The sequence below is a fragment of the Streptomyces sp. MUSC 14 genome, from assembly GCF_001866675.1.
In the GTDB taxonomy this organism is placed as follows: Bacteria; Actinomycetota; Actinomycetes; order Streptomycetales; family Streptomycetaceae; genus Streptomyces.
Window position 1 is genome coordinate 26,861 of the sequence record NZ_MLYN01000006.1, and the last position, 21,796, is coordinate 48,656.

23 protein-coding genes and 2 pseudogenes are annotated in these 21,796 nt (G+C 68.5%); 10 read left to right on the forward strand and 15 right to left on the reverse strand.

The window, feature by feature from the left end:
- Positions 1 to 211 precede the first annotated feature (211 nt).
- The 3 genes from BIV25_RS46230 to BIV25_RS01115 all read left to right on the forward strand — a co-directional run bounded on the left by BIV25_RS46230 (position 212) and on the right by BIV25_RS01115 (position 1,413).
- Positions 212 to 415, forward strand: coding sequence for a hypothetical protein (locus tag BIV25_RS46230; protein ID WP_371272974.1), 204 nt, complete (start codon positions 212 to 214; stop codon positions 413 to 415).
- A gap of 116 nt (positions 416 to 531) precedes the next feature.
- Positions 532 to 702: a hypothetical protein gene (locus BIV25_RS50725; protein ID WP_177235114.1), complete on the forward strand. Its 171-nt coding sequence runs from the start codon at positions 532 to 534 to the stop codon at positions 700 to 702.
- A gap of 60 nt (positions 703 to 762) precedes the next feature.
- Positions 763 to 1,413, forward strand: coding sequence for a nitroreductase family protein (locus BIV25_RS01115; RefSeq protein ID WP_071370170.1), 651 nt, complete (start codon positions 763 to 765; stop codon positions 1,411 to 1,413).
- Positions 1,414 to 1,748: 335 nt separating this feature from the next.
- On the opposite strand, the gene BIV25_RS01120 is transcribed toward BIV25_RS01115, so the two are convergent.
- Genes BIV25_RS01120 through BIV25_RS01170 form a run of 11 tightly spaced genes read right to left on the reverse strand, consistent with a single transcriptional unit; the run spans position 1,749 to position 13,156 of the window.
- Positions 1,749 to 3,158, reverse strand: coding sequence for an alpha/beta fold hydrolase (locus BIV25_RS01120; protein WP_071370171.1), 1,410 nt, complete (start codon positions 3,156 to 3,158; stop codon positions 1,749 to 1,751).
- Positions 3,155 to 3,679 (reverse strand): GNAT family N-acetyltransferase, encoded by a 525-nt coding sequence (locus BIV25_RS01125; protein WP_071370172.1) that lies wholly within the window; start codon positions 3,677 to 3,679, stop codon positions 3,155 to 3,157. The genes BIV25_RS01120 and BIV25_RS01125 overlap by 4 nt, the downstream gene beginning before the upstream one ends.
- Before the next feature lie 2 nt (positions 3,680 to 3,681).
- On the reverse strand, positions 3,682 to 5,202 hold the full coding sequence (locus BIV25_RS01130; RefSeq protein WP_071370173.1) for an MFS transporter: 1,521 nt from the start codon (positions 5,200 to 5,202) through the stop codon (positions 3,682 to 3,684).
- Positions 5,199 to 5,891, reverse strand: coding sequence for a PIG-L deacetylase family protein (locus tag BIV25_RS01135; RefSeq protein ID WP_071370174.1), 693 nt, complete (start codon positions 5,889 to 5,891; stop codon positions 5,199 to 5,201). Before BIV25_RS01135 ends, BIV25_RS01130 begins: the two co-directional genes overlap by 4 nt.
- Positions 5,888 to 6,571, reverse strand: a complete 684-nt coding sequence (locus BIV25_RS01140; protein WP_071370175.1) for a WbqC family protein — start codon at positions 6,569 to 6,571, stop codon at positions 5,888 to 5,890. The genes BIV25_RS01135 and BIV25_RS01140 overlap by 4 nt, the downstream gene beginning before the upstream one ends.
- A complete protein-coding gene (locus BIV25_RS01145; protein WP_071370176.1) occupies positions 6,568 to 7,506 on the reverse strand; it encodes a GNAT family N-acetyltransferase in 939 nt (312 codons plus the stop codon). Before BIV25_RS01145 ends, BIV25_RS01140 begins: the two co-directional genes overlap by 4 nt.
- On the reverse strand, positions 7,499 to 8,770 hold the full coding sequence (locus tag BIV25_RS01150; RefSeq protein WP_071370177.1) for a DegT/DnrJ/EryC1/StrS family aminotransferase: 1,272 nt from the start codon (positions 8,768 to 8,770) through the stop codon (positions 7,499 to 7,501). The genes BIV25_RS01145 and BIV25_RS01150 overlap by 8 nt, the downstream gene beginning before the upstream one ends.
- Positions 8,761 to 9,756: an NAD(P)-dependent oxidoreductase gene (locus BIV25_RS01155; RefSeq protein WP_071370178.1), complete on the reverse strand. Its 996-nt coding sequence runs from the start codon at positions 9,754 to 9,756 to the stop codon at positions 8,761 to 8,763. The genes BIV25_RS01150 and BIV25_RS01155 overlap by 10 nt, the downstream gene beginning before the upstream one ends.
- Positions 9,757 to 9,808: 52 nt before the next feature.
- A complete protein-coding gene (locus BIV25_RS01160) occupies positions 9,809 to 10,978 on the reverse strand; it encodes a DegT/DnrJ/EryC1/StrS aminotransferase family protein (protein ID WP_079176365.1) in 1,170 nt (389 codons plus the stop codon).
- On the reverse strand, positions 10,971 to 11,909 hold the full coding sequence (locus tag BIV25_RS01165) for a TIM barrel protein (protein WP_177235115.1): 939 nt from the start codon (positions 11,907 to 11,909) through the stop codon (positions 10,971 to 10,973). Before BIV25_RS01165 ends, BIV25_RS01160 begins: the two co-directional genes overlap by 8 nt.
- On the reverse strand, positions 11,906 to 13,156 hold the full coding sequence (locus BIV25_RS01170; RefSeq protein WP_071370180.1) for a nucleotide sugar dehydrogenase: 1,251 nt from the start codon (positions 13,154 to 13,156) through the stop codon (positions 11,906 to 11,908). The genes BIV25_RS01165 and BIV25_RS01170 overlap by 4 nt, the downstream gene beginning before the upstream one ends.
- Before the next feature lie 694 nt (positions 13,157 to 13,850).
- Here BIV25_RS01170 and BIV25_RS01175 point away from each other — a divergent pair.
- Positions 13,851 to 14,954 carry an MsnO8 family LLM class oxidoreductase gene (locus BIV25_RS01175; protein ID WP_256255510.1) on the forward strand — a complete coding sequence of 368 codons (1,104 nt, stop codon included), beginning with the start codon at positions 13,851 to 13,853 and terminating at the stop codon, positions 14,952 to 14,954.
- A gap of 153 nt (positions 14,955 to 15,107) precedes the next feature.
- Here BIV25_RS01175 and BIV25_RS01180 read toward each other — a convergent pair whose 3' ends face one another.
- A complete protein-coding gene (locus BIV25_RS01180) occupies positions 15,108 to 15,452 on the reverse strand; it encodes a hypothetical protein (protein WP_071370181.1) in 345 nt (114 codons plus the stop codon).
- Between the two features lie 147 nt (positions 15,453 to 15,599).
- On the opposite strand from BIV25_RS01180, the pseudogene BIV25_RS46235 reads away from it, so the two are divergent.
- A pseudogene (locus BIV25_RS46235) lies at positions 15,600 to 15,779 on the forward strand (helix-turn-helix domain-containing protein); the annotation flags it as partial.
- A gap of 136 nt (positions 15,780 to 15,915) precedes the next feature.
- A pseudogene (locus BIV25_RS01185) lies at positions 15,916 to 16,113 on the forward strand (sigma factor-like helix-turn-helix DNA-binding protein); the annotation flags it as partial.
- A gap of 316 nt (positions 16,114 to 16,429) precedes the next feature.
- On the opposite strand, the gene BIV25_RS01190 reads toward BIV25_RS01185, so the two are convergent.
- On the reverse strand, positions 16,430 to 17,065 hold the full coding sequence (locus BIV25_RS01190) for a DUF3995 domain-containing protein (protein ID WP_218158436.1): 636 nt from the start codon (positions 17,063 to 17,065) through the stop codon (positions 16,430 to 16,432).
- A gap of 15 nt (positions 17,066 to 17,080) precedes the next feature.
- A complete protein-coding gene (locus tag BIV25_RS01195; RefSeq protein WP_071370183.1) occupies positions 17,081 to 17,647 on the reverse strand; it encodes a hypothetical protein in 567 nt (188 codons plus the stop codon).
- Between the two features lie 41 nt (positions 17,648 to 17,688).
- Between BIV25_RS01195 and BIV25_RS50730 the strand changes: the two genes are divergently transcribed.
- The 4 genes from BIV25_RS50730 to BIV25_RS01210 all read left to right on the forward strand — a co-directional run bounded on the left by BIV25_RS50730 (position 17,689) and on the right by BIV25_RS01210 (position 20,743).
- Positions 17,689 to 18,090 carry a hypothetical protein gene (locus BIV25_RS50730; RefSeq protein WP_177235116.1) on the forward strand — a complete coding sequence of 134 codons (402 nt, stop codon included), beginning with the start codon at positions 17,689 to 17,691 and terminating at the stop codon, positions 18,088 to 18,090.
- Positions 18,091 to 18,152: 62 nt separating this feature from the next.
- Complete coding sequence (locus BIV25_RS01200) at positions 18,153 to 19,103, forward strand: hypothetical protein (RefSeq protein WP_071370184.1); 951 nt, start codon at positions 18,153 to 18,155, stop codon at positions 19,101 to 19,103.
- A 99-nt stretch (positions 19,104 to 19,202) separates the two neighbouring features.
- Positions 19,203 to 20,087 carry an NAD(P)/FAD-dependent oxidoreductase gene (locus tag BIV25_RS01205; protein ID WP_079176369.1) on the forward strand — a complete coding sequence of 295 codons (885 nt, stop codon included), beginning with the start codon at positions 19,203 to 19,205 and terminating at the stop codon, positions 20,085 to 20,087.
- Between the two features lie 218 nt (positions 20,088 to 20,305).
- Positions 20,306 to 20,743, forward strand: a complete 438-nt coding sequence (locus tag BIV25_RS01210; protein WP_071370199.1) for a transposase — start codon at positions 20,306 to 20,308, stop codon at positions 20,741 to 20,743.
- A gap of 179 nt (positions 20,744 to 20,922) precedes the next feature.
- Here the strand turns inward: BIV25_RS01210 and BIV25_RS01215 are convergent, their stop codons facing one another.
- A complete protein-coding gene (locus tag BIV25_RS01215) occupies positions 20,923 to 21,753 on the reverse strand; it encodes a class I SAM-dependent methyltransferase (protein ID WP_079176370.1) in 831 nt (276 codons plus the stop codon).
- Positions 21,754 to 21,796: the final 43 nt, after the last annotated feature.

Here is a 21,796-nt window from a genome sequence, read left to right on the forward strand (position 1 = left end):
ACGCCAACCCAGACACCGGCCCGGCCACCGTCAGTACGGGCCATGCCCCAAGGCTGGGTATTCAAGGGCATGCCGATCAGTAACTCGCCGTCTTGATCTCCGGTTTGGGGATGCCGAGGTGCGTTGTGAGGTCGTCGAGGGTGGTCAGTTGCGTCGTCGGCGCGACCGAAGCGACCTCGCACGGTTCATCAACCCGGTCATTCGCGGGTGGATGGTGTACTACGGGGCCTTCTGCCAGTCGGCCTTGTCTCCCCTCATGGGACGCGTCAACGCCTACGTGATGCGGTGGATGCGCAAGAAGTTCAAACGGCTGCGGGGCAGGAAGAAAGCCCAGTCGGCATGGAACCAAGCCGTAGCACGGCGAACCCGGTTCTTCGCCCAGTGGGCCTGGACCACACACGCTCCCCGCGTCTAGTGACCAGAACGACAAGAGCCGTACGACGAGAGATCGTCACCTACGGATCTGTGAGGGCCGAGGGGTGGGAATCCCCTCGGCTACTCGGCGGTCAGGGCCCGACCCTTCGCCGGTGGGTGCACGAGAACCTGTCCGACGAGGCGACCCGCTCCAAGGTCACCACGCTGCGGGAAGAACGTCGAACCGGGCTCGGAGGCCCAGCCCTCGTCGCGGGTGACCGCACCGTCGCGACGACAGGAATCAGCTTCGAGCGCATCAGCGACCTGCTCGCCCGCGGCACGAACTAGCCCAAACCCTGCGAACCACCGCTCCACGCCCACTCATTGCAAGACGAAAGGCAGATCGACATGAATCTCGACAAGCTCATGAACAAGCACCTCACCAGGTATTTCGACCCCAGCAAGACCATTCCGGAGGACACCCTTCAGCAACTGCTGAGGTTCCTGCGCTCCACGCCGTCATCGGTGAACGTACAGCCCAACCACTTCTACGTCCTCGCCACGCCCGAAGGCAAGGAGCGGCTCGCCGACAACCTGGGCGGCGAACGATTCAAGGACAACGCCGAGAAGATCCTCAACGCGTCGCACACCATCATCCTCACCACCCGGGCAGATCTGCCCGACAGCCACCTCGAGGCGGTGTTCACGAAGGAGAGGGCCGACGGCCGGTTCCTTGACCCGTCCAAGCAGCAGCTGTGGGAATCCATGACCCGGGACTTCCTCAACCTGCGCACCTACGGCTACAAGGACCTGAACGACTGGATGGAGAAGCAGACCTACATGGCGGTGGGCCTGACCGTGATGGCGGCCGCCGAGTTCCGTGTCGAGGCCACGCCGCTGGAGGGGTTCGACCCGGCTAGTGTCGACAAGGCGTTCAAGATCCGCGAGCGCGGACACGGCACGACGGTGCTGCTGGCCCTCGGCTACCCCGACCCGGAGAGGGTGTACACCACCCCGATCTCGCGATTCGACACCGACCAGCTGTTCACCTTCATCTAAACCGGGAAACCAAAACCCACCACACATACAAGGAAAGGGAATTTCCATGAAAGCCATTGTGGTCACCGACCAGGCTGCGGGACGTGCCGGAATGACGCTGCTGGAGCGGCCTGAGCCGCTCGCAGCGATCAACGACGTGATCGTTCAGATCCATCATCGCTCTCGTCGTGCTCACCCTCGCCGGAGACAAACCCGTCCTCCCCGGCTGCCCAACTACCAGCAGGATGACCCACACATACGGCAGGAGAGCCCTTTATCAGGTACGGCGGCGATGCCTCCACGGTATCCGGTGCCGACCGTACCAGGTCGTACGGTCGGCCTGACCGTCCTGAGTGTCAGTGCGGGTGGACGAGGTGATCCGCCTCCGCCCGGCGACCGGCGCCCGAGTGAGGGGTCACTGTATGGCCGTCGCCGTCGTAGACGTACAGCCTGGCGTGATCGAACTGGGCTGTGAGCGATCGTGCCCAACTCAAGGGTGTCGCCGGGTCGTGCGTTCCGTTGGCGACCAGGACGGGGGGCGAGCCATGGACGAATTGCGGTGTCGGTGGATTGGCGGCTGCGACGGGCCAGGCGAGGCAGGTGGTGGCCCATGTCCACATTTCGGAGTACCGCCAGGTCAAGGGAGCCGCGGCACGCAGAAGACGTGCTTTGGCCCGCAGATCGGGCAGGTTCTTCACCTCGGACGGGAAATCATGGCATCCGACGGAGATGTAGGCGGCCTCCTCGGGATCGGCGGCGATCACCATGTCGGTCAACGGGCGGACGTCGGGCCGGGCAGCGGTGGCCTTCGCGAGGACCCTGGCCAACTCCGGCCATTCGGCCCGTTGGTAGAGGCGCACGTACATGGCCTTGGTGACGGTCTCTCCGCTGATCCGCCGGCCGTCGCGGCCGGCGACCTCGCCTCGGTCGGCGCGGGCGGTCAGGGCGCGGAAGGCGGCGGGTACGTTGCGGCCATGGAGCGCACAACCCGTGGTGCGTGCACACCATGTGGCGAAGCGGTGAAAGGCATCCTCCGTCGAGGCGGCTTCGTCCAGGGCCGCCCGCCAGGTGGACCGGGTGTGATCCACGGCACCGTCGAGTACGGCCGCGCGGACGTGGCGCGGGTGGAGTGCGATGTAGGCCGAGAAGAGTTCCGTGCCGTAGGAGCCCCCGAGCAGGGAGACGGTCCGCTCGCCCAGGGCCACCCGGATCGTCTCGATGTCGCGTGCCGCGCTGATGGTGTCCACGTGACGGATCAGCGGCCCGGTGCGGCGGGCGCACTCGGTACCGGCCCGGCGGTTCGCCTCGAGGAGCCGGTGATAGCCGGTCTGTGTGGTCGGGAAGGAACTCACGGAGCGGTCCTTGAGCGGTACCGGGCACCGCACCGCAGTGCTGCTTCCCACACCGCGCGGGTCGAAGCCGATGATGTCGAAGCGCTCGTGGAGGACGTCGAACTCCGGCCCTGGTCCGGCCCCTTCGGCGGCGACGTCCTGGACTCCCGACCCGCCGGGGCCGCCGGGGTTGGTCAGGAGTACCCCGATCCGCCGGGCTGGGTCGGTGGCCCGCAAGCGATCGACCGCGATGTCGATCTGCGGCCCGCCCGGTCGCGACCAGTCGAGCGGCACTGTGACGGTGGCGCATTCCAGCCTGGCCGGTGTGTGTTCGGTGTGGCAGTCGTGCCAGGCGATGGCGGCGCTGGTCGTCGGCGTGCCTGCGGGAACGGCCGTACCGGCCAGGACGAGGATGGCGGTCAGTAACGCTCTCACGCGAGTACCTCCTGCTCTGCCTCGGCGCGGTGGTCCGCGAGGGGCCGGCTCATCGCGATGCGGGGCGCGACCTCGACGCCGGCCTCGGCCTCCTCCTGCCAGACGCGCTGCAGATCGGGGCCCCACTGCGAGCGGTCCAGGTCGGCGAAGCCGCGTGCGCGGTACCACGGGGCGTTGAAGGGTACGTCGCGGAATGTCGTCAGGGTGATGGCCGGAAGACCTCGTGAGAGACCGTGCCGGACGACGGCGTCGAGCAACAGGCCGCCGAGGCCCTGCCGCCCGTGCTTCGGGTGGACGGACAGCTGGGCGAGGTGGAGGTTGCCGTCGACGGTCGTCACCGTAGTGAATCCGACGACCGGTTCACCGGTCACGAAGACGTGCTCGGCCTCGCGGACCGTCTGCGCCGGATCGTCTGGGGGCAGCAGCAGTCCGTGCTCGGCGAACAGTGTGTCGGCGGCGATGCTGACCTCGACGAGCGTTTCGAGGTCGGAGGTGCGGAACGGACGGACTTCTCTGGACATATTCAGCTCCTGGAGGGGCGGCGAAGGCAACTGAGGACAAGACAAAGGACAAGTAGGCCGAGGCTGAGGACGGTGACGGCACGCAGTCCCGCCACGAACGCGTGGTGAGCCGCTTGTCTCAGTATCGCGCCGTCCGCTGCAGGGAGTTGCCTGGCAGCCTCCCGCGCGGCGGCCATCGAGGGCCTGGCCCGGTCCCGCAGCCCGGCGGCGACGCCGGTCGTGGAGTCGATCACCGCCGCGTATACGGCGCCGGCGATCACTCCGGGTATCGCGACGCCGAGGGCGGTACCGACTTCGAACGCCGTGGCGTCGATCGACGCGGCACCGCCGGCTCGTTCGGCGGGAACTGCGGAAAGGGCCGTTTCGGAGGCCACGTTGACCGCCACCTGGAACCCCAGGCCCAGTCCCAGGAAGCACAGGAGGAACAGGACGGGCCGGTCGGCCTCTCCGGCCATGAGCAGAGGGGCGCAGGCCAGGGTGGCGACGGCAAGTCCCGCCCGAAGGGCTGCGGGCACGCCGAGGCGCCCGACAACGAATCCGCCCGCCAGGCTGCCCGCCATCGTGGCCAGTGCCAACGGCATCATCCGCAGCCCGGCTTCCTGAGGGCCGAGTTCGAGGACGTACTGGAAGTACTGGGCGAAGAGCACCTCGAGCCCGCTCACGCCGATCACGGCGAGGAGGACACACATGACCGCGACCGTGAAGGCGCGGTCGCGGAACAGCGCGACGTCCAGCAGCGGGTGCGGATGCCGGAGCTGCCGTCGGACGAACGCGTACAGGCCACCGGCGGCCAGCATCCCCGCGGCGCAGTCGGTGACGCTCGGACCGGACCGCGCCGCCTCCTTGATCGTGTACACGAGGGCGAACAGGGAGAGGGCCACCAGGACCGCGCCCGCCACGTCGACCGGGGCCGGGGCGGTACCACGGTGGCGGGGCACCAGCCACGCCACCGCGGTACAAGCCACCGCCAAGGTCGGCACGTTCACCAAGAACACCGCTCCCCACCAGGAGTGCTGGACCAAAGTCCCGCCCACGGTGGGCCCCAGCGCCGAGCCGACCGATCCCACGGCGGTCCAGGCACCCACGGCGAAGACGCGTTCCTTGCGTACGTGGAACACCTGGCGGAGCAGGGCCAGCGAAGCGGGCAGGACGAACGCGCCCCCGACTCCCATCGCAGCGCGCGCGGCTATCAGTACGCCCACCGAGCCCGACGCGGAGGCGATGGCTGAGCCGAGAGCGAAGACCGCCAGCCCGGCGAGCAGGCATCGCTTGTGACCGAACCGGTCCGCCAGGGAACCCGCCGGCACCAGCACTGCGGCCATGACCAGTGAGTAGCAGTCCAGGATCCAGAGCACCTGGGTCGAGTCTGCTCCCAGATCACCGCTCAGGACCGGTACGGCGATGTGCAGTGCGGTGTTGTCCAGCCCTACGGGGAACAGTCCCAGGCACAGCGCGACGAGGACCGCCCATCGTCGGTGGCCGGTGGCCTTCGGGGACGCGGTTGCGGAGGCGGTGAGGTTCACGAGGGATTCTGCCCCGGTGCCCAGCTGCCGCGAATCACCGTGAACGCCTCGGCGGCGGCCGTCCCGGCGGCCGCCCCGAAGAGTTCGGCCTGGTTCCGCATGGCCCGAATCGACCTCGGGTGGGGGAACTCCCGCAGCTCCGAGGAGTAGCACTCCATCGCGGCGAGTTTGGCATCCAGCGTGTCCGTGACATCGACGTAGATGCTGGGCTGGAAGGCCGGGCGCCCGGCGTAGCCGGCCTCCGTGGCGGACAGCGTGGAGAAGGCGAACAGCCAGCGTACGGGGCTGACGTGGGGACGGCACGCGATCATGCTGGCACGCGCGGCGAGTTCGTGGTCGACGTTGAGGTCCCCGGAATGGTGTGTGTAGACGATCTCGGGAGCGAACTCCTCGACCACCGCGGTGACGCGGCGAGCCAGTTCGAGCAGGGGGTAGGTGTCGAGCTGGTTGTCCCGCAGATCCAGCCGCGACCATCCGGTGACGCCGAGCGTGGCCATCGAGGCAGCGGTCTCGTCGATGGACAGGGCCTGGCTGCCCGAGGGATCGGGATCGGCGGCCCTGGATGTCTTGCCCTCGGCCAGGATCAGCACATGGACCTCGTCACCCGCGCGCACGTGCCTGGCCAAGGTGCCGCCGGGGCCGATCACTTCGTCGTCGGGGTGGGCGACGACGGCCAGAACCTTGGTCATGTGGTGCCTTTCACTAGGGTGCGGCTCTCGGGGCCGCAGTTCATCAGGAGATCGAGGACGGAGAGGTGGGACTGGAACCCGGGGTGCAGCTGGGGGTATGCGGGGTGGTCGTATTCGAAGATCTCCAGCCGCACGCTGGTGATGCGATCCCATTCCAGGTAGTCCCTGGCGTGCACGCCCGCGACAAAGGTGTCGGCCGAGAACTTCTCGCACAGCGCCGGGATGACGGAGGTCCGGTCGAACGCTCCCAGGTCCAGTTCCGAGCTGCGCCACAACGTGCGCTCAAGGCCCAGCTCCTTCATGCAGTATTCGATGAAGGGGACGCACAGCTCGGTGATGGTCGCGTAGGACCGCGCGTAGTAGTCGGCGAGGAAGTCGGCGTGATCGGCGAAGTACGGTGCACGCCGGTACGCCATCTGGATCGCCTTCCAGTGCCGGCGCCGCCATCCGTCGTCGACCACCTCGATCACGTTCAGGGTGCGCTCCGCGCGCAGGTCGGCGTGGGACACGGGGACGGTCAGCCACTCCGGGCCGTTGGCTGTGCGGATCTTGTTGCGGTTGACGGTGCCTCCCCGGTCGAAGCGGCTCAGGTCGTGCAGGACGAACGCGTCGGCGGCGGCCATCTTCGCGAAGTACCCGAGCCAGGGAAGGTAGGCGGGCTGATGGGCGGTGAGGATCACGGCTTCGGCTCCTTCTCCCAGCGGACGAGTCGGGTGGGCCGTGCCAGACCGCCCCAGTCCGTCTTGAAGCGTTCCTGTCCGGGTGCCGCGGCCGACCCCAGATCGACCAGCTGTATCCCGCGGTGGGACAGGGCGGTGATGGCTTCCCACAGCGCGAGGTATCCGGCATTGGTCCGCCGGCCTTCGGCGGAGATGGTCTGCATGACGTGGTAGGCCGTCCGGTCTCCCACGGCGAACACGCTCGCGGCCTGCACACCGTGGTCGTCCCGGGCGACGGTGACGAGGGCGCTCCCGGTGCTGCCGTCGAGCAGGAAACGGAAGTCCGCTTCGGTGTAGCGGTGCGTCACGTCATGGCGTCCCATCGTGTCGCCGTACAGCTCGACAAGCCGGGAAGCCTGGCCGGGCTCGCCTTCCGCGGCGTGTACGCCCAGGGCGCGGGCGCGCCGCACGGCCGTGCGCATGCGCCCCTTGGCTCGGGCCCACACCGCCTCCAGACCGGACGTCAGGTCCAGCAGGTAGGTCAGCCGTCCCGTCGTCGTCGTCCAGCCACCGGTCCACCGGTCCACGACGTCATCGCCGGGCGGCAACAGGGCGTGCAACCGGGCGAGTTGGAGCGTTGCACAGATCGACGCGGCCAGCGCGGGGAAGGGCGGCAGCGCGGTTCCCCGCCATCCGGCGGCGGGGTACACCATGCCGTATCCGAATCCGCCGATCTGTGCCCCGGCCGGCCGCCTGCAGAGCGGGACGAGAAGTTCTCCATGGTCTGGCCAGCGCACCGCGAGGGGGTTGAAGCCCAGCTCCGGATCGGCCACGGTGCCGAGATTGATCCACGGCAGTGAACCGAACGGCAGCACACGCTCGGCGGTGTCGATCCGTTTGGCCCACTCACCCGTGGACAGTGGCGTTACGTCCACCGTGACGGGCTGCTCAAGCATGCTCCGCCTCCCGTCGTACCGCCGCGTCGGCGGCGAGGAGAGCCTCGGCGAGCCGCCCTGCGGTAAGCCGTGGCTGCCGCTGTCCGGGCACCGTGAGAATGCGCGGCCACAGGTGGTCGGCACCGGGCATCGGCCCGGTCGCGTATGACGCGTAGGGAGCCATCCTGTGCAGCGGGTAGTAGTTCCACCCGCTGGGAATGCCCGCCCCGGCCAGGGCGCGTGCGAAGGCGTGGCGATGCCCACGCCGGTCGAAGACGAGATCCAGGCCCGGGGTGAGGCCGGGTGCCGGGAGCGTGAACCGGCATGCGGTCAGGCGTGGCCCGGCCATCGCACGCACCCGGTCCGCGAAGTCCGCCGCGGCCTCCCCGGCCTCGGCGACCCGTGCGAGCAGCGTCCGGGCCGCCGCCGTCTGCCAACGGTTCGACGGGGCGGTCCGGATGCACTCGGGCCGATCCGGCAGATGGTCCGCCTTCGTCTCCGACCAGCCGGGAGCACGCCGACCGCGTCGTTCGACCGCCCTGCGGACCCCCACCGGGGCGTGAACGACCGCATGGTGCGAGGCCGCCAGGCGCAGTGCGGCAAAGCCCGGGCCGGATCCGACCGGGCGGCCGGCCGGGTGGGTGCGAACGGCAGGACGGGCGGAGAGCAGCACCGCGCCTCCACCGATGCCACCGAGCGGCTTACCCATGCCGAAGCTGAGCACGAGAGGACAGTCCGCCGTAGCGAAACGCCCCAGGACCGGTCCGGACGGGATCGCCTGAGCCAGGTCCAGGACGGGCGTGGCGCCTCGTTCGGCGACGAGGCCCGCGTGGCGCTCCCATTCGTCGATGCCCAGGCCGTTGGTGAGGACGACGAGCCGACCCGCCAGATCGGCGGAGGCAAAGTCCGTGCCGGTCTCGTGGTCGAAGTCGACCAGCACCGGTGTGGCCCCGGTGGACAGGATCGCGTCCACCACCGCCGGGCAGTTGAAGGTCGACACCACCACCTCGGTACCGGGGCAGGCTCCCAGGTGCTCCAGCGTCCACCGCAGCGCCGACCGGCCGGACGCCGCGAAGACGCATGCCCTGCGGGCGGATGCGGACAGGAGTTCCGCGGCGAGCCGGTCACGGGTGGTCCGGGGCCGTGCGGCGCCCAGCACCGTGCCGGCCAGCCGGGACGGTGTCATCCGCCCAGGGTGGAGATAGGCCTCGGGTGCGTCGGGCGGAGGTGGGTAGCGCAGGTCCTGGGCGTGCTTCTCCTGACCGTCCACGTGCGTCAGTCCCACGTCGGCCAGTCCTCGCGCGTGATGCGCATCGGATGGCTGCCGCTGCCCTGCCTGATCCATTCGACCGTTTCCCGGAGCCGCTCATCGAAATCGTTCACCGGCTCGTAGCCGACGAGTTCGCGTGCCTTGGCGAGGTCCGGGCGGCGCAGCTGGATCTCGGGCGCAGTGTGCTCCACGTGGACGACGGGGGTGTCGGAACCGCTCACCTCGTGGATGCGGTGGGCTAGTTCCGCGACAGTGAGATCCGTGCGGTCGTCCCCGATGTTGAACGCCTGTCCCTCCGCCGCGGGATGCGTCAGGCAGCGGACGAGGCCGTTGGCGAAGTCCTCCACATGGCACCATGCCCGGCTCTGGGAGCCGTCTCCGTGGACGCTGACCGTCTCACCGGCGACGGCGCGGGCCGCCATCGCTCCCACCGCATATCCGCCGGTGCGCAGGGGGCCGTAGACATTGAACGGCCGGACGATGGTGAACGGGAGGCCGCGTTCCGCGTGGCAGGAGTAGACCAGGGACTCAGCCGCGATCTTGCTGACTGCGTAGGACCAGCGAGGATCGTCGGTACGCACGGAGAGCCAGCCGTCCTCGGCGGCACCCTTCGCATCGGATCCGTAGACCTCGCTGGTGCTCAGGAGCAGGAAACGGCGGGTGGATCCGTTCCGTACCGCGTAGTCCAGGGCGACCCTGGTGCCGTCGATGTTGACGCGCAGTGTCTCGGTCGGTTCGTTGCGCACCTTGGTGACGCCGAGGAGCGCAGCGGCGTGGATGACGTAGTCGACGGGCCCGAATGCATCGAGCGAGCCGGGCCGGGTGATGTCGGCCCGGCCGATGCTCACCCCCGGGTCCTCGGTCAGGCCGGACATGGCCAGGGAAGACCCGTCGAGGTCACGGTTGTCGACCAGGACCACGTCGTGTCCTGCTCTGCGCAGCCCGGCGGCCACCCAGGTCGCCAGGAATCCGAAACCGCCGGTGATGAGTGTGCGAGGCACCTGCCCAGCTCCTTGTTTCCGTTGAACGATGTGGATCACTTGCACTCCTCCGTCAGGTACGGGCGAGCGACTCGACGGCGTCGATCACCCGGTCCTGGTCGGTGTCGCCCAGCCCGTACCAGAGCGGAAGCGACAGCAGCCCCGGGAACGCCTCGTCCATCACCGGGAACTCCGTGCGCGGTTCGCGGGCTCTGTCGCGGAAGGCACCCAGCCGGTGCAGTGGCGTGTAGTGCACCTGGCACCGGATGCCGCGTTCCTGGAAGAGCGCCAGCACGTCCCGCTTGGCCAGTCCGAGCCGGCGCGTGTCGAACACCACGGGGAAGAGGTGGTGCGCCGAGCCGTCCCGCTGCCGTCCCGGAACGCTGCGCACCGCCGGCAGTGTCGCGAACGCCTCGTGGTAACGAGCGGCAAGCCTGGCCCGCTCCCGGCGCGCTTGGGCGGCTCGCCGGGCCTGCACAGCACCCACCGCCGCATGGAACTCGGACAACCGCAGGTTCATGCCCGGGAACTCGATGTCGTACGGCCACGGGCCGCAGTCATCGTGGGTGGGGACCGGGACCATGTTGTGGTTGCGGAGCCGACGGAGCCGCTCCAGCAGCCGTTCGTCACGGGTCGCGATCGCACCACCCTCACCCGAGGCGATGGGCTTGACCGGATGGAAGCTGAAGTAGGCCGCCACGGAATACTCAGAGGATCCGATGGGGGCCGAAGGGTCGCCGTAGTGCCCGCCGACCGCGTGGCAGGCGTCCTCGACGAGGTCCGCGCCGTAGCGCCGGCAGACCGCCGAGACGGCGGCCATGTCACAGGGGTGCCCGGCGTAGTGGACGGGCAGGACGACGATCTTGGCGTACCGGCGGTGCACCCGGTCGAGCAACCCGGCCAGGCTGTCGGGGCAGACGTTGAGGTCGGACGCGGTGACGTCGCACAGTCCGACCTCCCAGCCCAGCAGCCTCGCCGATGCCGCCCCGGCTGCGAAGTTGAGCGTGGGGGTGACGAGCAGCTTCGGGCCGGCCACCTCTTCGCCCAGGAGGTGAAGCAGGGCAAGGATGGCGGTGGTTCCGCTCGACATGGTGACCACGGGTGTACCGGTGATCCGCGTCAGTTCACGCTCGAATTCCGTGACCTGTCCGCCGTTGGTCCATGAGCCGGACTCCAGCACCGCTTGCAGTGCTGCGGCTTCGTCCGCGTTCCAGTACGGCCGTGCATAAGGTATGTCAGCCACGGGGGCCCTCTCGCATCTCGTGCAGTCCGCTCAGTTCCGAGCGGGAATTGACCCAGTCCAGCGTTTCCCAGCAGTTTTGACGCCGCAGGTAGTCGGTCTCCTGCACCTCGAAGACCACGCCCACCCCCTCCGGTGCGGCATCGATCGTGTTGCGCAGCATGCGGCTGAGGAGCGCCGTGTCGACCTCACCGCGCTGTGGCGTGGCCCCTTCGAAGCACTCGCCGCGCCAGAAGGGCATCGCATGGCCGGTGAACGATCCGAAGTGAACATGTTTGACCGGCAGTGGAGGTAGGTCGAAAGGTCCCATCTCAAGGGCTTTCCGCTGTAGTTGCGCGATCGCGGCAGCGGTGGTCCAGGTCACCGCCCAGTGGCACACGTCCCAGGTGACGCCAAGCCGTCGTGAGCCGAGTTCGAGAAGAACCCGGAAATCCTCAGGGTGGACGAAAACCGAGTCGTAATCGACCCCTTGAGTGCCGATGACGGGCAGGTTCTCGATGCCGACCCAAAGCGGCGCGTCACCAAGGTACGCGTCCAGTTCCGCGAGCTTCTCCGTCACCCGCGACCGGGCGCCCGCGAGATCGAAGGAAAGCCAATTCTCCTGGGCGACAAACTGGTTGGCGTGCAGCACGATGCCGTCGGCCTGGTGGACCGCCGCCATGTCGCAGAATCTGCGCAGAGCGGCAAAGGAGCGGGCGTCATGCACCCAATCCGCATTGTCCGTGGGAAAATGCAGGGTCAGCTTGGGGACGCCGAGTCGCCGAGCGCGCCGGAGACTCTCCTCCAGCGCCCGCCAGTGCTCCTCCCCGGTGAGATCTCTTCCATCGAAGACATAGGCTTCCAGCCCGCCACCACGAGCCACCCACTCCTCGTCGATCTGTTCGTGCCGGAGCCCGTCGAACGTATGCTGCCAGACGACCCTCGGCACGCTCACAACTGCTCCACCTTGGGAGAGTCGAATCGACCGCGGCAGTCCAGGATCAATCGCGCATTCTCGAAGACCAGGCCGTAGTCGATGTCGTCGTGATCGGTGACCAGCAGGACGGCGTCCGCGTTCGCGCACTCCTCCACCGTCAGCGGCACCCGGCTGAACGAACCCGCCTCCCGGCTCTCCGGAACCCAGGAGTCGGCCACCCTCACCTGCATGCCGCGAGCGGCAAGCAGATCGCTGATGGCATAGGTCGGCGAGTTCCGCGCGTCCGCGACATCCGGCTTGTACGCCAGCCCCAGCACCAGGACGGTCACGCCCTCCACACTCTGGCCACGGTGCTTCAGGGCTGTCACCAGCCGTTCGACCACATACTCCGGCGCCGCGTTGTTGACCTGCGCGGCAGTGGTCAGCAGGGCGCTCGGGCGGCCCACGGAGCTGAGCGCGTGGTTCAGGTAGTGGATGTTGTTGGGCAGGCAGTGGCCGCCCACGCCGGGCCCGTGGAAGAACGGCATGAAACCGTAGGGCTTGGACGCCGCAGCCGTGACCACCTCGCGGAAACTGACGTCCATCTCCCGAGCGGCCCTGCCCAGTTCGTTGGCGAACGCGATGTTCACGTAACGGAAGGTGTTCTCGAATAATTTCGCGAACTCCGCTACCTCAGAACTGGAAACGGGAACCACATTCCGGAAAACAGTCTCGTAGAAACTGCACGCCTCGGCCGTCGCCCTCTCGTCCAGACCGCCGATCAGCTTGGGTATCTCCGCGTATTGGGCGTCGCGACCGGGGTCGATGCGCTCCGGGCTGTGCGCGAACCACACGTCGATCCCGGCACGGAGCCCCGAGAGCCGCTCGAAAAGCGGCGCCACATGATGGCGCAGCGCACCGGGGTAAACGGTCGACTCGACCACTATCAGTGCGCCGGACCCGGCGGAGTCGGCGACGGTTGCCAGGGCGCTGTCGAGGAGTCGGAGATCTGGCTCGTCGGATTCTGTTGTCGGCGTCGGGACGGCGATCAGATAGACGTCGGCCGCCGAATGATCGCGGAGATCACGCACCGGGAAGAACCGGCCGCCCGCAGTTGCCTCGCGCAGGTCCTCATCCGAGACGTCGACGATATACGAGCGGCATTGCTTCAGTGCGTTCAGCCGGTCGCCGGCGGATTCGACAGCGAGAACCGTATGTCCCGCGGTGGCGACAGCAAGGGATAACGGGAGACCCACGTACCCCTGTCCAATGATGGCGACGCGCATGTTCAGGCCCCTGTTCGCAGGTAGCTGGCGGAATGGCTGGTATTGCACGGCCGCCTACAGAGCGTCGGTGCGTGCCTAGCCATAGCCAGATCATTGGAATGCGTTAGCCAGGCCTTTGTAAATGACCATGGTGCCCAACTGCACAGATTTGAGTCACGATGCATTCTCGCCGGGACGGTCGGCCGACTGGCGAGAACTGCTCGGCTGACTGCATCGCGACAGGGCCCGGAGCGCTACCGTGCGACGGGTGTGGCCGCCTCGCCGTCGCACCAGCCTGCCTGTATTACTGGGAGTCGGGACGCGAACGGAGACGCAGGGAGGCAAGAGGGCAGCGACGTGGGAGGCACACAGGATGCGGAACCAGACCGTCCGGAAAACGGTGGAGTAGAACCATGTTCATTGGGCAATGTGGTTTGAGGCAACCCGCCATGAGTGACCGGATCTGCCTCTCAGCCTGAATCCGCCGCGCGATACTCGGTCTGTGGGCAATGAAAAGAGATGAGGTGCCTGCTGACCCGGGATGATGGGAGTTCCTACGCCCACACCAGTCCCACGAAGCAAGGCACCTCGTAAGCGAAAGTCTCCCACAGACCCGCGGAGCTCTTCGCCGCGTTCGACGACCCGGACCTGATCGCTCACGTTGGGCTGGTCCCGACGATCCGGCTGGCCGAACGGGTGCGGTCTGCCCCGACTGGTGGCCGAGAAGGTCCACCTGGCCGGTGCGAAGAACGGGGCCGGTACGGCCACCGACGCGAAAGCCGTGTCGATCGTGGGCGGCATGGTCGCCGGGGCGGCTTCAGCACCGGGTGCGAATGGGTGGTGTGGTGGCAGCGGTTGGTTGTCAGCGGGAGACTGTGGCCGGGTGCGCGGCGGGGTAGCTCTGCTTCGTGTGGGAATGACAGCCGGTACGGTGTGGTCCGATCCCACCCCCGAAAACGTCCGCGACGGCTTGTCCACTGTCGCTGACGTGGACCACCATTCGCCCGCGATCGGCGCGTTCCCACCGGTGGTGCTGATTGCTCATGCGGCAGCCTCGACCTCAGCTATCCGGCTCGGCTCGGGCGGAGTGCTGGCGCCCAACCATGCGCCCATCACGCTGGCGGAGCAGTTCGGCACACTCGCCGCGTTGCACCCGGACCGCATCGACCTGGGTATCGGCCGCGACCCTGGCACCTTCGACGAGGCCACCGCGCGGGAACTGCGCCGCGGAGCCGGACCGGCGACGGACGCGCAGTACCACGACGACGTCGCCGCGATCCTGTCCTTCCTGGTCGACGAAGTGGCACGCGGCCCGCTGCCGGAGCCATGGCTGCTGTGCTCCAGTACCGCAGGTGCCGCCCTCGCCGCACGACTCGGCCTGCCGAGCGCCGTCGCACACCACATCCGGCCAGACAACACCTTCACGGTGCTGGAGCGCTACCGTGCGGCGTTCATCCCGTCCCGCTGGTGCGAGCAGCCCCGGGTCGTGGTGTGCGTGGAGGCGATATGGGCCGAGACCGAGCAGGAAGCGACGTGGCGAGCCGGGCCCATGGACGTCGTCAAGGCCGGGCTGCTCAAAGGTCTGAGCGAGATCCCCTTCCCCACGCCCGCGGACGCCGCCACCCATCCCTTCACGGCAGAGGAGCGACAGGCACTTGCCGGTTTCCGTGCACAGCAGGCGTGCGGGACGCCCGAGGCCGTCGTACGCCGGCTCGCGCAACTGGCCGCCGATACCGGAGCAGACGAACTCATGCTGACCACACCTGTCTACGACCTCGACGCCCGCGTGCGTTCTTACGACCTCATCAAGAAGCACTGATTGGCAGCCGTCACGGGCCTGCTGCGGGCGGCGCCCCTGATCCGTCCGCGGCCGGTGGGCCCCCGGGGCAGCGAACGCGGCTGCCCCGGGCCTGGGGGCTGGCACGAGCAGCCGCAAGCGCGGGGGACTTGAGGGGGCCGGCGTAGGCGATGTTCAGGTCGGCGTTGCGGGTGTCCCGGTGTCCGGCTGCTGCTGGGTGGGCGGGTCGGCCGACTCCGGCGGTGTACGAGGCGCGTTGTCGGATTGGGCCTGCCGGATGTGTGCCAGGGCCTGGAAAGCGTGCCGTCTGGGAATCTGGTCCAGGAGGCGGTCTTCCTGGCGTCCTCGGCGTGCTTCGTTGCGTGCCTGGACCAGAGTGAGGATGTGCTGGGGGAAGTTCTGGATGACCGGGCGGACCAGGATGGGCAGGGCGATGCCCCACCAGGGAGCGCCGGTCAGCGCGGTCAGTGCGCTGGGCGCCAGGTTGATGAAGGACTCGGTGAGGCGGGGCGTGATCATCGGGGCTCCGAAGTGCAGGGGCAGTGTGGGTTGAACGGACTGTTCTGGCTGGTGCGAGGACAAGGTGCCTCGTGCTGTGGTTACTGACCTTGCGGCGTGTTGTCGTTGAGGGCTGACGATGTGTGATCGTCGCGGTATGCCGGTTGTGTGAGATATCCGCAGGGTGGTGGGCTGACGCCTGAACGGCAGGCGTTTCGCGAGCGGATCCGGCTGGAGGCCGCGGAGCGGTTCGCTGTGGGTGCCTGCAGCGCCGAGGTCGCCGAGGACTTACGGGTGAGTGTGCGCTCGGTGCAGCGCTGGCGCCGGGCCTGGCACGACGCCGGCACCGAGGGACTGCGCTCTGCCGGGCCCGTCTCAAGGCCCAAGCTGAGCGAGGCACTGTTCACTGTGCTGGAACTGGACGACGGTCCCGAGCGGGATGCCGTGCGCGGCGAACTCGTCGCCGCCCGGCTGCCCATGGCCCAAGGCCGGACTGCGCCGGCTGCCCGAGCGGGAGCGGGCCATCCTCTACATGCGCTTCTTCGAGGACGCGACACAGAGCCGGATCGCCGACCGGTTCGGCATCTCCCAGATGCACGTCTCCCGGCTGATCAGCCTCAGCTGCGCGCGCATCCGCGCCGAAGCCCTGGCGGAGAGGCCCGTCGGTCACCTCGCGGCATGACACCAAACTGCCCGCGCACGGGGGGCCGGATGCTGATACTGCATGGCGTCTTCACACGGGTGAGGGCCCGGGGCGTGTGACGGCAGTCCGGGCCCTCGTGCGGGATCGCGCCGGCGTGGGAGGACGTCTGCAGCGCGATGATGCCGATCTCGAATTTTGGGTCTGGGCGGAATTTCGTGACGGTCACGATCGCAGCAGGCCACGGGTGCGGAGGAGCCGGAAGGATCCTCGTCCGTACATCTGCCGCTTGATCGTCTTACGACGCGGTACGCGGTAGCGGACACGGTGAGGTCTGCTGCGAGCGGTTCCGGGCCGGCTATCCGATTCCTGCGATCAGGGCTGTGACGGACAACGCCAGAGCACCGAGGCCGCCGACGATGCCCGCGATCTCGGCATCCCGGCGGTCAGCCGCCCCGCTCAAGTGAGTGCGTGCGGCGAATACGAAGGTGAGCCCACCAGCCACGAACCAAGGTCCCCATAGGTAGGTGTACCAGCGGCTGACCGGTAGCAGCTCCGGGGCGAGTTCGATGACGTGCGCCTGGACAAGCAGTCCCTGCCCAACGAACAACGCTCCATGCCAGACGAGCAGCACCCCCGCGCCCCACGCGGACAACTGCAGAAGGCGATTCATGCCACGTCCCCACGTGCGGCCGCGCACCAGAGCCAGGCCAAGCATTCCGCCGACGACCTTGAGTACTCCGGTCACCCACAACACCGTGATGAAGCCGGGATTTCGATCTCGTGCCAGCTCGACCAATGACGGTGAGATCGTGGACGCGGCTCCAGCCAGACCGCCCATCGCCCAGTAGAAGCTGGGAACGGCGAACGCGAACCCCCACACGGCAGCGGCATACCCAGGCCATCGGGCCGGGGAGCTCGCCGTTTCACGACGCAGACTCATGATCGCAATTGTGCCCTGTCCGTCAATGCGCCATAACAGCGGACTGGCCATGACATGACGGCAGCCTCACGGGTTGGTGATGTTGTGACGCACTACCGGACCCGCGCGGCTTTGTCCCACCCTGCTTTCTGCGGCCTTGATCGAGCACATCTCGGCGGACTGATCGAGGAGTTGGCGGCCCCGTGGATGGCCCGGCGCGAGTCCACGCTGCGTGAACGCCAGGGCGGCGAACGCAAGCGCGCGGCGGGTGCCGGGCCGGATCACCAACTGGTAGAACAGCCTGGAGTCGTTGGGGCCCGACGAGGATGACGGGCAGGCGCGGTTCGTGGTCCTGGAAGGAGTCGCAGAGCCGGTAAAGATAGAGACGAGGTCGTTGCGCAGCAGGTGGGCGTTGTGAATGACGACCGCCGGCCGAGGACGTCGCGCGAGTTCTTCCTCGATCACATCCTGCAGCCGCGCCGCTTGGTGGGGACGGGGCGCCGCGGGGTGGAGCTGGTCGTACAGCGAGGAGAGGAAGGCGGGCAAAGTGCCCGGTGCGGTGCCGACCACGACGACCGGCTCGGCTTCCGCATGATGCAGGGCGGGCTGGACGACGGCTTCGCTCTGGGCGCCGTCTGGCGCGATGACACACATCAGCGCGCGCCTGCAGCACGTACCTCAAGTTCTCCTGCAGCGTGGCGGACGCTCTGTTCGGCACCATCTCGCTCATCGGCACCTACCGCGACACGCTCGTCGCAGCCGCCGCCAGCCCCGTTCGGCGCCGTCCTGTCCAGTACCGATGCGCCTGCCAACGCCCGTGGCTACCGGCGCCTGTTGGACTTTGCCTGCAGCTACGTCCACGGCCGCGGCTGCTGGTGGCCTTGGAAGGCATCGGCAGCTACGGCACCGGACTGGCCGCCTTCCTCAACCAGTCTGGTGAGCGCGTCGCGGAAGTGCGCCGGTGCAAGCGCTCCGCCGTCCGTGGCGGTCGCAAGACCTACATGATCGACGCGATCCGCGCGGCCAAGGAAGCTGGGGGAGTCCGGCCGTCACCGATGTGCGACTCCAGGCTGACCCCGGATACGGCTCGAGCGTGATGCGGTGGTGCCGGCCGACCGATGAGAGTGAGGAGCCTGACGAGCGGAATCAGGGGGAATCCATGGACGGTTGGGACCGGGCGGGGCGCGTGGCCGGTTACGCGGCGGCGCTCGTGATGGCGCCGTATCTGTTGATCAAAGTGTCCTGGGTGGCGGGGTCCCTCGCCGGGCTGCTGCCGATCGGTAGCAGCTTCGGCCGGACCGGGTGGGTGGTACTGAACACCGCGACCATCGGCATGTCCGCTCTCGGCATCCTCATGGCACTCGCGCTTGTACGGCCCTGGGGAATGCGGTTACCGGGTCCGCTGGTTGCTTTCGTCGCCTGGGTGGGCACCGGGTTCCTCGTGCCGATGTTGCCCTACGCCGTGGCTGACTCGCTGCTCGGGTCCTCCAGCGCCGGGCAGCCGCACCAGGACGGTCCCGCCATGCCGGGCTGGGAAGCCGCGCTGATCCAGACCAGCTTCGTCGGCATGGGACTGGGTCTGGCCGTCGCCCTGCCCGCGTATTTACGACGACGCTGGCCAAACGTGTTCACCGGGCCGACCGACGAGGGAGGCGCCGGGAGCACGGACGAGGGCCGCTCGCGCCGTGGGGAATGGGCGGCGGCCGCCGGCACCCTTGTCGGCCTGGTCTGGCTCTACTGGGCAGTCGGCGGCACGGCCGGAGTCGCGCACCCGGCGGACCGGGCCGCGAACTGGCGCGTGCTCACCGGTGTGTGCGGGGTCTGGGCGCTCACGGCTGCCGCCGCCACTTGGGCACTCGGCCACGGCACCACCCGGCTGCCCCGCTGGGTCCCGCTGGCCTTCGGCTGGCTCGGTTCGGGCTCGCTGTTCGCGTGGAGCGGCTGGAAACTGCCGTTCACCCTCTACTTGTGGACGGCGCATCCCCACGGTGCGTCGCTCCCCGAGAATCCCGCCGTCACCATCGCCCTGCACGCCATCGCCGTGACGGCGGGCACGGTCATGCTCCTCACACTCACCCGCACCCCCGCCCGTCTTCCGGTACCGAGCTGACTGAGGGCCAGGGCAAGCGACCACTGCGCCTGCACACGCGCTACGACTGCGCCGTACCGACATCACCAGTGCGGTCATACCACCGCCCGGACCGTGTGCATGGGCGACGAGCAACGAGTGATGGTCTACGACACTCTGGTGTACGCGGCGGGCAGCCAGGCACGGCTCGACGAGGTGCCGGGAGCAGCCGAACACGCCCACGCCGTCGCCAGCCCCGAGCAGGCGACCCGGTTGCGGCACCGGATTGCCGAGATCGAGTCCGGCGGCACGGTCGCCGTGGTCGGCGCAGGACTTACCGGGCTGGAAACCGCCTCGGAACTGGCCGAGAGTCATCCCGGGCTGCACGTCCGGCTGTTCACCGATGCCGATGACGTCGGATCCCGGCTGGCCCCGCGAGGCCGGACCCATCTGCGGCGCGCTCTCGACCGGCTGGGCGTCTCGATTCATCCCGGGACCGTCGTCATGTCCGTACGGGACAACGGCGTGGACACCCTCGATGGCAGGGCGTTCGCCGCCGACGCCGTCGTATGGAGCACCGGGTTCTGTGCGCCGGACCTGGCTCGCGAAGCAGGGTTCGCCACGGATGGCGGTGGCCGGATACTCGTTGACGCCACCCTGCGCTCGGTCTCGCATCCCGAGGTGTACGCCGTCGGTGACGCCGCCGCAGGAGCATCGGTGAGCGGAGAACCAAGTCGAATGTCCTGCCAGGCAGCACTGCCCATGGGCCGTGGCGTGGCCGATGTCGTCGCGGCTCGGTTGACGGGCCGGGAATCGGGGCCGGTCCGGATCGGCTACGTCTTCACCAACATCAGCCTGGGCCGGCGCGACGGTGTCGTGCAGTTCACCCGCGCCGACGACCGCCCGCGCAGGTTCGTCCTGACAGGCCGCGCTGCGGCAGCGTTCAAGGAGGCGGTTGTGCGCAGCACGGTACGTTCCGGGCTGCGCGGCGCGGAGCACCGTCCAACACGTGGGGGTCAGCCCTGACGGGATGAGACGTACCTTCCTGGTGGATCGATCGACAGGTCGTTGAGTAGGGCGGAGGTTGCGGTGTCGGTGGCGAAGGCAAACCCGTGGTTGCGGTATGCGACGAGGACGCCGGCACGCCAAGCGGCATCTGACTGCCGGATGAGATCGCCCGAGGGAGCGGGCGGCGGATGTTCGAGTCGTGGGCCGACCCGCTGCGCGACTGTGACCGCCGGGGGATGGAGCCCGCACCCTCGCGGTCTGGCTCACGTACCCGGCTGCGCACCCATCCCGCGGACAAGGGCATGCGCCGCAGCATGGGCGAGCGAGATTTCATCGCGCTGATCGACGGCGCCCACCAACTCGTCAAGGCGCCGATCGTGCTGGTGCGGGATCGGCTGAACACCCATGTCTCCCGCGCGATGCGGGACTTGATCGCTGAGCGTGAGTGGCTGACAGTGTTCCTGCTGCCGCCCTACTCGCCCGACGTCAATCCGGTCGAGGGCGTGTGGGCGCACGTCAAACAGAGTCTGGCCAACCTCGCCGCCGTCGCCCTCGACCGCCTGGAGACGCTCGTCCGCAACCGGCTCAAACGTCTCCAGTACCGGCCCGGCACCCTCGATGGCTTCATCGCTGGAACCGGCCTCGGCCCCGGCGAACGGACGGCATCACCTTGATCAGCCGAAGTCAGTAGCAGCGGGCCGATGGGTGATCTTTAGCAATCGTATGGCTCGCCGGGACGGACCGATGGACTGAGGTCCGGTGTAAGGAGCCGGAGAACCTGCCCCGCCTCTTTGGGGGCGTCGCCGAGCGCATGAGTCTGCTCGTGCCCGGCGACGCCCGACGTTTGCGGCGGTCAGGCCGGTTCGGAGCGGGTCGAGGTGATCACGACGGATGTGTAGGGCATGGTGGCGTGGCCGCCGAGCTTGTCGATCGCGGTCCCGGCGCTGTCCAGGACCTCGGCCATTTTGTCTGCGGGGAGTTGGGTGAGGCCGCCGAAGGTGGGGAGTTGGTCGAGCCACTCTTCTCGGGAGTAGGTGCGTTCCCAGGCGAAGCGCCATTGTTCGGGCTCGCTGAAGTTGCCGGTCTGCCGGATCCCGTCGGCGATTTTCGCGAACAGTGGCTGGTATGCGTCCACGGCCGATCCTCTCAGCAGGCCGGGGTTGAACGGGGAGCCGGGGGCGACCCGTTGGAGTGCTTCGGCGAGGGCGTCGATCACCTCGGCCGGGAGCTGGGGGACGTGGTGGAAGGGGGCGAGTCGGCCGCCGGGCCGGAGCACCTGGGCCGCCTTGGCCGCGCCGGCGACGGGGTCCACCCAGTGCCAGGCGGTGCCGGCGATGACCGCGTCGAACTGCCGCCCGGCCGGCTGCCAGTCCTCGAACCTGGCGACCTCGACCTCGACACGGCTGCGTCGCGCGAAGGCGGCCATCCGCTCGTCGGGCTCGACACCGAGCACCGTGCAGCCGGCCGCCTGGAATTGCCGGGCCTCGATGCCGGTCCCGGCTCCGACGTCGAGGACGTGCCGACCGGGGCTTGCCGCGACGATCCTGTCCACCAGGGCCTTAGGGTACGGCGGTCGGGCGCGGTCGTAGCGTTCGGCGTCCGCGCCGAACGACTCGGCCGTCTGCCGGTGGCGGTGGGGCTCGGGCCCGGACTTGTCCGGCTGTCCCTGCGATAAAGTGGGCATGCGCCCACACTAATGGGCGGTTGCCCACTTGTTAAGGCGGGGC